The following is a 12,400-nucleotide window of genomic DNA, read 5'->3' on the forward strand; positions in this document are numbered from 1 at the left end:
TTCGCAACGTCTTCCAAAACTTCCAATGTGCGATCGAGCTGTTCTCGCGTATGTAAGGCTGACAAGCTCATCCGGATTCTCGCATCTTTTTTAGACACTGCAGGATACAAAATCGCATTTGCGTAAATACCTTGTCTAAAAATCTGCTTGTTAAAATCAACGGTGCGCACAGGATCTCCCAACTTCAACGGAATAATAGCGGATTCTGTATTTCCAATATCCAATCCAATCGTACGAAGATTTTGCTTGAAATAAAACATATTGTCGTTCAGCCGCTGTTTCCATTGGGGTTCTTCATCAATGAGCTCGATTGCCTTCACAATGCCCAATGTCGCTGCTCCGGCTGTGGCAGAAAATATCTGTTGTCTAGACTGAAATTTTAAAAAATAGGCATTTTCAGAGTTACAAATGACATAACCACCAATCGCTCCAAAAGTTTTACTAAATGTACCAGTTATAAAATCCACTTCCGACAGTAATCCCAGGTCTTCCAGCGCTCCCCGACCTGTTCTTCCTAAAACGCCAATTCCATGCGCATCATCCACCATCAAATATGCCCCGTAGCGTTTTGCAAGGGCAACGATCTCTGCTAAATGAGCAACGTCCCCATCTTGAGAATAGACTCCGTCAACAACAATCATCCGAGTCCGATACGTCTCCATTGTATTCTGAAGTATGCGCTCCAGACTTTCCAGATCGTTGTGCAAAAATGTCTTTTTATTGGTTAGGATACACCCTTCGTGTACACTTGCATGTACGGCCATATCCACAATCGCCAAATCTTCCTTCTGTAATAAACTTTGCAACGATGCACTATTGGCGGTATACCCCGTTGTGTAAATCACTGAGCAGTCTTCGTCTCGACCGAAAAAAGCAGCTATTTTTCGCTCCAACAATCGGTGATAATTAAAAAATCCCCCAATTAAAGGAGAAGCTCCTGCTCCTGTACCGTATTCTTCGATCCCCGCAATAGCGCTAGCCTTTACCTTGGGATGCTGCGTAAAGCCAAGATAATCATTGGATACATAACTAATAAATCGATCTCCGAAGTTACTTTCCAACGACATCTCAGCGTTACACCCGCTTTTTCCAACCACTCGGTAGCTCTGGAAATCATCAAACCCCATATAGCTCAGATATGCTTTAAAAATTTTTGATCGTTCGGCGAGGTCTATCCCAGGAATGTTCTCGAAATCCTTGAAGGTGAGTTTATCGAAATTCATAACTTGTTTAATACTTGATTGATAAAATGTTTCTGTCGCGCACTGCTATTTAGCACTAAATTTATCATTTTTTTTTGAATTTACACAACACTTCCCTTCGTCTTTTTATTGATGTTGTCCGTATCCAATTATCCGTCCTTTTTAGAAACATCTCAAATAAAATGATTTTTGACTATATTTAAAAAAAAGAAAAATATGTTGGAAGTAAAACAGCAAGACGGTCGCAAAGGAAAGTTTGAGATCTTTAATGAGGGAGCCTTAGCCGGTGAAATGACCTACACCTGGGCCGGCGACACTAAGTTTATCATCGACCACACGGAAGTTAAGGAAGGGTTTGAAGGCAAAGGTTATGGCAAGCAGCTTGTTATGGCAGCAGTGGAATTTGCGCGTTCCAAAAATGTAAAAATTATGCCTTTATGTCCTTATGCAAAGCGTGTGTTCGATAAGGATACGGCCATTCGAGACGTATTGTTTTAACGCGTTGCAAACCGTTACGATTTAAGCGTGCGTTGTGAGTTTCAATCATTTCAGTTAATCAAAAACGGTTACGTTCGCGATGCGAAAAGCGCTTTACCCTTCTCCTCATTCTGCAGGTTTCATTAACCTAGCAACCGGGTATAAGAGATGTGTTTTCTCATAATATTTTGATTTTTTTACCTACCCATTAATTGCACTCTGCGCTAGTTCTCGATAAAAGGATATGAGTTTTGAATAGTTGTTAGATATGTACAGTATCGGTTTCACATAAAATGAGCTGTCCATTTACAAATAATTGAAGTGCCTATAAACGAAGACAATCATCAATATTTGTATCGTATTTTGAATCTTGCTTCCGTTTGTTTAGACTAAACAGCATCTTTCAGCTATAATCTGGCGAGCTTGATCGACTTGCCTGCAGTGCAGTTACTTCGACGACAGGTGCTTTAGATGTAGATACGCTGTACGGGAAGTATCTACATCACCACCGTTATCAGCATGTGGATGATATGCTGATAACGGTGGTGATAACTTCATGTTAATCAAGCATATTAACCATAGCAAAATTCAATTCATTTAATTTCTATCAAGGGATTTTATAAAATAAGAGGTACATTTATAGATAAATCATGGAAATATGCATTTATCGAAAAACGAAACAGTTGAAGAGGTAAATAGGGTTTTTACGCGTGCACGGGAGTGTTTACTCACCTATCCTGAAGAAAAGATCAATGGTTGTCCCCCAACAGGCGGGTGGACTATAGGACAAGTGGCCGAGCATATTATTATATGCAGTGACGGAATCCCTGACCGCCAGACAACGGAAGCGGATCGTCCGTTCTATCAATTTGAAGACCAGCTTAAACATATGTTTCTCGATGTCACTCAAAAATACGAGGCAGCTCCTACCTTGTATCCGACGAAAGGAAAATACGAGCTTGAACAATTAGAGGATGCTTTAGAACGGAACCGTTTACGGCTAATTCAGAAAGCGGAAAGCACGGACCTAAAAGCATTATGTGTCGATATGGAGTTCCCAACATTCGGTCTTCTAACACGGTATGAATGGATCCGATTCATTTGTTTTCACACGGAAAGGCACCTCTGGCAAATTAGAAAAATAGGACATGCCTTAGCTTCTACATAACTCATCGAAGGCTCATCAAAATTAATGGGCGTATACAACCTGTTTATACTGGATACGGCTATATGAAATGAGCGATCTTAGCACGATGCAGATAGGTAGTGGAGAATAGCGTAAGTTTCTTTAATTTTAAGACCATGTTTAAAACCTCTTTTGCCCCTATTCTACCCGAAAACAGCAAAATACTAATATTAGGGTCGCTGCCAGGCGATCGTTCTTTAGCGGAGCAGCAATATTATGCACATCCGCAAAATCGTTTCTGGAAGACCATAGCAAATTTGTTTAATGAACCTTTTCCCCTTACTTACCCAGAACGTATCGAACTACTTCACCGCAAACATATAGCCCTTTGGGATGTTTGTAGAACGGCTATTCGCAAAGGCAGTATGGATACGGATATCAATCAAGAGGAACCTAATCCGATACACCGTCTTCTTGAGCAGCAGCCCGATATTAAAACGATATGTTTCAATGGCCAAAAAGCGAAAACGCTCTATGATAAATATTTTGATAGACAGGCGCACATCCTTTACCTTTCGCTTCCTAGTACCAGTCCGGCCAACGCAAGCTTCAATCAACAACGTTTGCAGGAAAAATGGCAAGATATACGGACGTTCCTGAATTAGCACTTTTTACGTTTGGGTTATAAGAATATCATTGTGTTTGCTATTTTTGCATACAAGATGTCAGACTTAAAATACAACCAACGAGGCGTGTCCGCTGGAAAAGAGGATGTGCACAATGCAATCAAGAATATTGACAAAGGCTTGTTTCCAAAAGCTTTTTGCAAAATTATTCCGGACATACTGGGCGGGGATGATTCTTGGTGTAATATTATGCACGCGGACGGTGCTGGAACAAAGTCATCTCTCGCTTACGTTTATTGGAAAGAAACCGGAGATTTGTCCGTATGGCGAGGAATTGCTCAAGACGCGATTATTATGAATGTGGATGATCTGTTGTGCGTGGGTGCGGTAGACAACATCCTGATATCTTCGACTATTGGTAGAAACAAAAACTTGATACCTGGAGAAGTTATTGCTGAAATCATTAATGGTACAGAAGAAATTTTACAGGAATTACGATCGCTGGGGCTCGGCATCTACTCTACAGGCGGCGAAACGGCTGACGTAGGAGACTTGGTGAGAACGATTATCGTAGACAGTACCGTGACGTGCCGTATGAAAAGAGAAGATGTCATTTCGAACCATAGAATTCAGGCCGGAAATGTGATTATTGGTTTAGAATCTTATGGTAAAGCAACTTACGAAAGTGAATACAATGGAGGTATGGGATCCAATGGACTAACTTCTGCTCGCCACGATGTATTTCACAAATATCTCGCGGAAAAATACCCAGAAAGCTATGACCCCGCGGTGCCTTACGAACTCGTCTTTTCTGGAAAATGCAAGCTGACAGACACTATCCAAGTGGGTAACGATGAAGGGGTATCGGCAGGAAAGTTAGTCCTTTCACCTACACGCACGTATGCTCCAGTGATTAAAGCGGTCTTAGATCGTTATCGCCACCGAATTGATGGTATGGTTCATTGTTCCGGTGGTGCGCAAACTAAGGTTCTTCATTTTGTGGAAGGTATGCACGTTATCAAAGATAACTTGTTCCCCACTCCACCCTTATTTTCATTAATCCAAGAACAATCTCAAACCGATTGGCAAGAGATGTACAAAGTATTCAATATGGGGCATCGAATGGAACTGTATGTTCCCGAGGAGATCGCTGCAGATATAATCCGCATATCTGAGTCTTTTGGCGTTGCCGCGCAAATTATCGGCCGTGTCGAAGCATCCGCAACAAAAAAAGTAACGATCCGCTCCTCGTACGGCGAGTTTATGTATGAGTAAAAAATGGTTATCTTAAAGGAGAAAAGGATCATAGGCAGTATTGAAACGGTAGACCTCCCGGAATTAGGACTCTACAATATTTATGCAAAAATTGATACCGGAGCGGAAACGTCTGTGCTCCATTGCGAAGATTTCCATGTATTTGAAAAAAATGGACACCGTTTTATTCGGTGCTATATAGCTGGACATCCCGAAGAGAGGAATGCAGACATTGTGCAGCTTACATTCCCAATTCATCGCGAACGTGTTGTAAAAAGCTCGTTCGGACAGGCTGAGACACGACATATTTTTCTGACAAAAATCAGACTGTTTGATCAACTATTTGACATAAAGTTATCTGTAAGAGACCGTTCATCCATGTCCTATCCGATGCTGCTAGGACGTAATTTCATAAGTGGCAAATTCCTTGTCGATGTGTCGAAAAAACATCTCGCTAAGAATTCACTCTAAAACTTATTATCGATTTATCTGTTCATTACAATAAACAACTCTTTCCGTGAATATTGCCGTATTATCGACGAATAGAAACCTCTATTCTACCAAACGCTTAGTCGAGGCTGCCGAATCTCGAGGTCATCGTTGTCAGGTTATTGATCACAGCAAATGCTATGTAGGTATACAACAAGGAAAACCGACCATCCATTATAAAGGCCAAGATTTATCACATATAGATGCAATTATACCACGCATAGGCTCATCCTTAACTTTTTACGGTTCTGCTATTGTCAGACAATTTGAGGTGATGGATGTGGTCTCGGCAAATCCGAGCCAAGCGATAACGCGGTCGCGCGATAAGCTCCGTTGCATGCAAATTCTCTCCGGTGCCGGCTTGGGACTTCCGATAACAGGTTTCGCCCGGTCAGTTTCTGATGTTGACGATCTGATCAACATGGTAGGTGGAGCTCCCTTAGTAATTAAATTATTGGAAGGCACGCAAGGTATAGGCGTCGTATTGGCAGAAACCAAAAAAGCGGCTTCCTCAGTAATTGAAGCCTTTTACGGTCTTGGAAACAACATTCTCATTCAAGAATACATCAAAGAAGCGAAAGGAACGGATATCCGGGCGTTTGTCGTCGATGGAAAAGTGGTCGGAGCCATGAAGCGTACCGCTAAAGAAGGAGAATTTCGATCCAACCTCCATCGTGGCGGTACAGCACAAATTGTTAAACTGACTCGTACAGAAAAGGAAACAGCAATTTCAGCCGCTAAAGCAATGGGGTTAACCGTGGCAGGTGTTGATATGCTTCCTTCAGCAAGAGGCCCGCTTATTCTCGAAGTTAACTCATCGCCAGGTTTGGAAGGTATTGAAACAGCGACCAGTAAAGATATCGCCTCGGAAATCATCAAATACTTAGAAGGTCAATATGCAATAAAACAAGTTTCAAAGGCACTTGTATCGAAACGGAAAGTAAAAAAAGAAAGCAAATTGTAATTAAGCTGAAATAGGTCTTTAAACAGGGCCTCTAAAGTGGTGGCCAAGACGCGAAATACGCCTTGGCCACCACTTTGGTTAGGGCATTTTCATTTGATAGCCCACGTGCCGGACGTTGACGATTCGTATATCCGGATCTTCCTTTAAATATTTACGCAACCGGGAAACAAAAACATCCAAACTTCGCCCACTAGACATCTGTTCGCCATCCCAAAACTCAAATAAGATTTCCCTGCGCGGAACTACTGCATTTCTACGCTCTACCAGGCGTCGAAGGAGTTCGCTCTCTCGGAAAGATAAATGTATATGATGATCTCCCAATGTCAACACCTGCTTAATCGGATTCAATATATATTTACCAATCGGGATACAATCTGTCGGATTGTATTTATTTCGCATTTTTGCCAATGCGATCACCCTAGCAATGAGCTCGTCCATATGGAACGGTTTTTTAACATAGTCGTTTCCGCCCAAGTTGAAACCGGCAAGAACATCTGTAACCGAAGCCCTCGCCGTTAAAAACAACAAGGGAACCGCGCCATCACATGCTCGGATCTTTTCAGCAAGGGCAAATCCGTCCATTCGAGGCATCATTATGTCTAAAACAACCACGTCCGGCTTTGAAAGTTGAAAAGATTTCCACCCCTGAACCCCGTCCAAGCAATGTCTTACTCTAAATTTTCTCGCACGAAGGCTGTCAGAAACTATTCGGCCAAGCTTCTCTTCGTCTTCAACTAATAATACATCTATCATTACGCTATATATTTCGGTATGATTATTATAAAAATACTACCAACTCCTTCTTTGCTTTTTAATTTAAGCCGTCCTCGGTGCTGCTCAACAACCCTTTTTACATAAGGAAGTCCCAATCCAAACCCTTTCACGCTATAAAGATCTCCGTTAGGGACACGGAAAAAAGGCTCAAAAACTTGCTGTTGATAGGCTAATGGAATGCCCATGCCGTCGTCCTTAACATCTATGCTGACATGCTTCTCATCTTCGTATATGCTGATTTCAATATGCATGGCGCCATACTTAATCGCATTGTCCAATAAGTTATTCATTAGATTTTTTAAATGGTGGGCGTCGCCCATTACCGTAAAATGTTGTATCGGCTCTTCCCACGAGAGCGTCACGCCTCGGTGCGATTGGGTCAATCGTAAGTGTGCCACGGATTTGTGAATCACCGTTTTGAGGTCTATAGGTTCCATTTTCAGCATCTTGGTATCCGTATGATCACTATCAGCAATCTCCAAAACACGATCGATCATCACGGAGAGATGATCTAACTCTTCGATAGCCATTGCGTGATATTGCTCACGAGCAGCCGAATCCTGTGGATCAATATAGCTTTGGAGTGCTTCAATAGCCACGGACACGGTTGTTACTGGTGTGCGTAATTCGTGTGTTAAGCTGTTGATAAAGGCTTTTCGCAATGTATCTAATTTATTTTGTTCCAGTATAGTGAAGAACAAATACAAAAACGTACCTACAACGATTGCCAAAATAAATACGGATACAACAAGCTGCCAACTAAGTGCATACAGCAAGGACTGCCAAGGCTGGTCGAAATAAATATGGATGAATCGACCCCGCTCAGGGTCAACTAAAAAAGGACGTAGCGCAAGAGTACCGTTTTCGGCCTGAAAATGCAATTGCGGACGAAAAGGGGCACCTTGTCTTTCAAATTCAAAAGATGGCATCTCCTTAATCGCAAAGACGAAATCCATTGTGAGGTGCCGTGTTAACATATTCGCTCTAAATCGATCTTTGATAACCGAAATTGTGGAATCGTTGAAAAGGTCCCGTGACATATTTCCAAACATTGTCAACCATTTTGCTCTAGGTGGCTCTCCCCCGTGGCCGTTTATGTGAACGAAACGATTTTTCGGAAGACGTTCCGTACGGTTTTTATCATGCCCTTGTAGCATTTCCATCCGCTTAACATGCTGTTGCCTTTCCGCTAACATAACATCATCCAAGAGTTTTTCCATGCGATCCACCGGAATTTCAGGAATCTCGGTCTTCCATCTCTCAAGGAGGTGTTTTTTCCAAGGCATGTACAGCTTACGCTTCAGACTATCTGGAGCACGTGCATCCAGCTCTTGTGCAACCTCCTGCACGGCCTCAAACAGACACTGTTCTGCTGAGGCCGTGAGGAGATCCATCCGTTGTTGGTAGCTCCCGTAAAGCCAGGTTCCCAGCACCACGGTAATGCCGCATGCTGCCGCGATCACCAAAATTATTATCAATTTCAATCTTTTTTTCATTTGATAGGACGAAATTAAATACCAGAATCGGACATCGCCGCATGCTTAACCTTGTTTAACAAAATGTAATATTCATTAACATAGTATATAAGCAGTTTTGCTTCGGGTTTAGAAATCAGATGAATGATATGATTAGAATGGATACTGGTAAAAAATTAATGCTAATGCTCCTCTCGCTTTTTTTGCTGTTATTTTTCGAACGATGTGAGCAAATAGATGGTATAAGTTTAGATGTGGGTAATTCTGCATTAGGCGTAAATAGTTTAGATACGTTTTCTGTACAAGCGAGTACGTTCCTTTTAGACCCCTTACCCACGGGCAATCAAGGCGTTCTATTGACAGGCTCTCTGGAAGATGAATATATTGGTAGGGCTAAGATATCATCTTTTTTCCGGCTCGAGATGCCAGATATTTCTCGAGAATTCAGCAATGACGTTCAATTTGATTCATTGACGCTCCGCCTTTTTTACAATGGATATTCCTATGGAGATACGACACAAATAATGCACTTGTCTGTACATCGCTTGACCGAGGCGCTGGATCCAAGAGAACTATCTATCGCCTTGGAAGACGACGAATATCCGGTATTTGTATCCAGTGAGAACCTTTATGCTGATCAGTCTTTTGCATACGATACGACCCCATTAGGAAAAATACAGTTTATACCTAAGCCGAAAAGTGTTCAGGATACAGTGCTAATTAGGCTCGATCAAACCCTTGGCAACGAATTGTTCCAGATGGTGCTGAAAAAAGACAGTAAATTGGTCTCTGAAGATGAATTCTTGGAATATCTTAAAGGGCTCGCTATAATCCCTTCGGAAGATGCGCATGCCATCATCGGCTTTAAGGATTCAATTGCATTTAACTTACACTATAGCTACGAAAGACAATCTGACGGACGACGGATTAGAGACTCCCTGACTATCGGTAAGGGAGACAATACCTATCAATATAATCACGTAGAAACGGACCGTAGCGCCGGTCTCCTTAAAGCCCTCTCTCATGACAAGCAGGAAATAACAGCGGCCGCTAGTGAAGGTCGAACATTTATCCAAGGAACTACGGGGCTCGTTACTAGACTGCGCTTCCCGTATCTTCGAGAAACATTAGGAACCAGTGCGACGGCTATAAATCAAGCCCAACTTATAGTCGAAACAGATCAATCCGAGACGGGTTATATACCTCCCTTAGATTCCCTGATCATCCTCAAGGCCAATAAGTATGGCACTCCGACTGCTCTTTTACAAAACGCAGCGGGCTCCTCCATCATGGCTGTTTACGAGACTGGCAGCTCGTCTGGCGGTGTCGGGCGTGGCCGATATGTATTCGACGTGACAAATTACATACATGAACTTGTAAACACTAAAACGTACAATGGAGACGAAAGTCTTTTACTATCCTTGCCCACTTCTGACCTGCTGAAAAAGATGGATCTCTTATATATCGCAACAGATGCCAACAAACCAGCGATTACGCTTAACATACTATATATCAAAACACAATGAAAATGAAATGGTTAATTAAACTAGTATTTCTAGTGGCAACAATTGGATTAGCGTTTACCGCTTGTTCGAGTGACGACGAGGATGATCCGGATGAATGGGTCAAGGCAGCAGATTTTGAAGGATTACCACGTAGCGGCGCGGTAGGCTTTACGATAGGTGACTACACTTATTTGACGACTGGATATGGGACCAACTCGAATCGGTTCGTAGACACTTGGCGATTTAACCCTGCCCTACAGAGCTGGGACCAAATGAGCGATTTCCCCGGGGAAGCCCGCAACAATGCCATAGCTTTTGTCTTGAACGGCAAAGGATACGTGGGATTAGGCACTAATTCGACAACCATGTTTAAAGACTTTTATGAGTATGATCCTGCAACGGACACGTGGACAAAGATAGCCGATTTTGTAGGGGCCGCCCGTTATGGAGCCGTAGGATTTACACTCAATGGAGTCGCCTACGTCGGAACCGGAAGAGATTTCGACGGGCAGGATTACAACGACATATATACATTCACGCCCAACTCTACCGGTGGTACATGGACGAAAGTAACGAGTACTCCTAACAAACGTTCTTTTTCATTTGCCTTTGTCTTAAATAACATAGCTTATCTTGGGGGCGGAACCAGTAATAACCAAAATGTAAAAACATTTTACGCATTTGATGGTACAACGTGGACAGAAAAAGAGCCTTTGGCTGAACGAGACGACGACGACTACACTTATGATTTAACGCGATTGAGTCCGTCCGCATTTGTTTTAAATGGAACGGCCTTCATCTCTGGCGGATTATCAAGTTATAGCGGATCTCCTGTTTCTAGTACGTGGCGGTATGTATCTTCTGGTGACTACTGGGAAGAACATCAGACATTCGGTGGCTCTTCCAGACACCAAGCTATTACCTTTGTACACGGCGATTACGCGTATGTAGCAACTGGTAGAAGTGGGACGTCGCCATTCTACGATATGTGGACGTTCAGTCCCAATCCCTGGTAGTATATTCTCGAATCATACCTGCCGTACGAGCTCTCTTGAGCCTATGACAGGTATGATCATTTCGCTTGTCCCTTCCTCTCTGGTAATTTTACATCTTCCATATCTCCGTCATTATTTTTAATCGCTCTAAATAACTGTTATGCTAGCATAGTATTAATTTGTATTTTTATCTTTGTAAGAACCTGATTAAATAGTTATGATAAGTCAACTTATTTTTTTCTGTTTATTTGCGGCAGCGATCTTTTTTTTCGCGTTAAACATTCGACGGATTTATAGAAACATCAGGATTGGCAAAGACGCAAATCGTAGTGACCGGCCGATGGAGCGATGTAAAATAATGCTGCTGGTTGCTTTTGGCCAAAAGAAAATGTTCAAGAAACCCATTCCGGCACTACTGCATTTTATTGTTTACATAGGCTTCTGTATCATTAATATAGAAATGCTGGAAATTGTGATAGACGGGCTTTTCGGAACGCATCGCATTTTTGCCTCTTTTGGAACTGCCTACAATTTCCTGATTTATACATTTGAAATCTTAGCGCTAGGTGTTTTGATTGGTTGCACTGTGTTTCTAGTCAGACGTAATATCCTGCACATTTATAGATTTGGTGGAAGGGAATTGGCTAATTGGCCTAAAACAGACGCCAATCTTATCTTAATTGCCGAAATTTTGTTGATGACGGCCTTTCTTTTCATGAACGGTGCAGATCAGAAACTCCAAACATTACAGGTCTTTCCCTATCAGCAGGCAGGTTCCTTTCCTGTGAGTAGCTTATTGACAGGACTACTACCAAGCGATCCGGATACGTTGATCCTCTTGGAGCGATTCTGTTGGTGGTTCCACATCATCGGCGTACTCATCTTCCTCAATTACCTGCCCATTTCCAAACACCTACATATCCTCTTGGCATTTCCGAACACCTATTTCACGCGACTAGAACCGAAAGGGAAGTTTGAAAATATGCCTACGGTTACGGAAGAAGTAAAAGCTATATTAGATCCATCACTCCCGCCACCAAGCACGGAAATTTCACGTTTTGGCGTGCGTGACGTTCACGATCTTACCTGGAAAAATCTGCTTGACGCTTATACCTGTACGGAATGTGGGCGGTGTACGGCTGCTTGCCCGGCCAACATAACGGGAAAACTACTATCACCTCGAAAAATCATGATGGACACTCGTGACCGTATGGAAGAAATCGGACGCATGCTAGACAGAAAGGGAGACATTCAAGACGATCAAAAATCGCTAATTGACCACTATATAACACGAGAAGAAATTTGGGCTTGCACAACATGCAATGCTTGTGTTGAACAGTGTCCGGTCAACATCAATCCTCTCGAAATCATCCTTGGTCTTCGGCAGTACGCTGTCATGGAAGAATCACAAGCACCGACAAGTATCAATGTGATGTTCAATAATTTGGAAAACAACGGAGCTCCATGGAAGTATGCTCAGGCTGATCGTGCGAATTGGACCTCCTCATAAAAG

12 protein-coding genes are annotated in these 12,400 nt (G+C 42.5%); 9 read left to right on the plus strand and 3 right to left on the minus strand.

Annotated features, from left to right (window positions below; genetic code table 11):
- Positions 1-1,223, minus strand: a 1,223-nt coding sequence (locus ACFSR5_RS09505) for an aminotransferase class I/II-fold pyridoxal phosphate-dependent enzyme (RefSeq protein WP_380903057.1), incomplete at its 3' end; no start/stop codon positions are given.
- A 195-nt stretch (positions 1,224-1,418) separates the two neighbouring features.
- Here ACFSR5_RS09505 and ACFSR5_RS09510 point away from each other — a divergent pair.
- The 6 genes from ACFSR5_RS09510 (at position 1,419) to rimK (ending at position 6,138) form a co-directional block, all read left to right on the plus strand.
- Complete coding sequence (locus ACFSR5_RS09510) at positions 1,419-1,700, plus strand: GNAT family N-acetyltransferase (protein ID WP_380903059.1); 282 nt, start codon at positions 1,419-1,421, stop codon at positions 1,698-1,700.
- Positions 1,701-2,337: 637 nt separating this feature from the next.
- Positions 2,338-2,847: a DinB family protein gene (locus ACFSR5_RS09515; protein ID WP_380903061.1), complete on the plus strand. Its 510-nt coding sequence runs from the start codon at positions 2,338-2,340 to the stop codon at positions 2,845-2,847.
- A 134-nt stretch (positions 2,848-2,981) separates the two neighbouring features.
- A complete protein-coding gene (locus ACFSR5_RS09520; RefSeq protein WP_380903063.1) occupies positions 2,982-3,470 on the plus strand; it encodes a DNA-deoxyinosine glycosylase in 489 nt (162 codons plus the stop codon).
- Between the two features lie 57 nt (positions 3,471-3,527).
- Positions 3,528-4,706 carry an AIR synthase related protein gene (locus ACFSR5_RS09525; RefSeq protein WP_380903065.1) on the plus strand — a complete coding sequence of 393 codons (1,179 nt, stop codon included), beginning with the start codon at positions 3,528-3,530 and terminating at the stop codon, positions 4,704-4,706.
- A 3-nt stretch (positions 4,707-4,709) separates the two neighbouring features.
- The gene (locus tag ACFSR5_RS09530) at positions 4,710-5,156 is read left to right on the plus strand and encodes an ATP-dependent zinc protease family protein (RefSeq protein WP_380903067.1); all 447 of its coding nucleotides are present in this window, start codon (positions 4,710-4,712) and stop codon (positions 5,154-5,156) included.
- 46 nt (positions 5,157-5,202) lie between these two features.
- The gene (rimK, locus tag ACFSR5_RS09535) at positions 5,203-6,138 is read left to right on the plus strand and encodes a 30S ribosomal protein S6--L-glutamate ligase (RefSeq protein ID WP_380903069.1); all 936 of its coding nucleotides are present in this window, start codon (positions 5,203-5,205) and stop codon (positions 6,136-6,138) included.
- A 78-nt stretch (positions 6,139-6,216) separates the two neighbouring features.
- Here the strand turns inward: rimK and ACFSR5_RS09540 are convergent, their stop codons facing one another.
- The gene (locus ACFSR5_RS09540; RefSeq protein WP_380903071.1) at positions 6,217-6,891 is read right to left on the minus strand and encodes a response regulator transcription factor; all 675 of its coding nucleotides are present in this window, start codon (positions 6,889-6,891) and stop codon (positions 6,217-6,219) included.
- A complete protein-coding gene (locus ACFSR5_RS09545; RefSeq protein ID WP_380903073.1) occupies positions 6,891-8,396 on the minus strand; it encodes a sensor histidine kinase in 1,506 nt (501 codons plus the stop codon). The genes ACFSR5_RS09540 and ACFSR5_RS09545 overlap by 1 nt, the downstream gene beginning before the upstream one ends.
- Before the next feature lie 131 nt (positions 8,397-8,527).
- Between ACFSR5_RS09545 and ACFSR5_RS09550 the strand changes: the two genes are divergently transcribed.
- The 3 genes from ACFSR5_RS09550 to ACFSR5_RS09560 all read left to right on the plus strand — a co-directional run bounded on the left by ACFSR5_RS09550 (position 8,528) and on the right by ACFSR5_RS09560 (position 12,397).
- Entirely contained in the window at positions 8,528-9,913 is a 1,386-nt protein-coding gene (locus ACFSR5_RS09550) for a DUF4270 family protein (RefSeq protein WP_380903075.1), read from the plus strand.
- 2 nt (positions 9,914-9,915) lie between these two features.
- Positions 9,916-10,908, plus strand: coding sequence for a Kelch repeat-containing protein (locus tag ACFSR5_RS09555; RefSeq protein ID WP_380903077.1), 993 nt, complete (start codon positions 9,916-9,918; stop codon positions 10,906-10,908).
- 196 nt (positions 10,909-11,104) lie between these two features.
- On the plus strand, positions 11,105-12,397 hold the full coding sequence (locus ACFSR5_RS09560; RefSeq protein ID WP_380903079.1) for a 4Fe-4S dicluster domain-containing protein: 1,293 nt from the start codon (positions 11,105-11,107) through the stop codon (positions 12,395-12,397).
- The last annotated feature ends 3 nt before the right edge of the window (positions 12,398-12,400 follow it).

The organism is Sphingobacterium suaedae (assembly GCF_042684625.1).
GTDB classification, from domain to species: domain Bacteria; phylum Bacteroidota; class Bacteroidia; order Sphingobacteriales; family Sphingobacteriaceae; genus Sphingobacterium; species Sphingobacterium suaedae.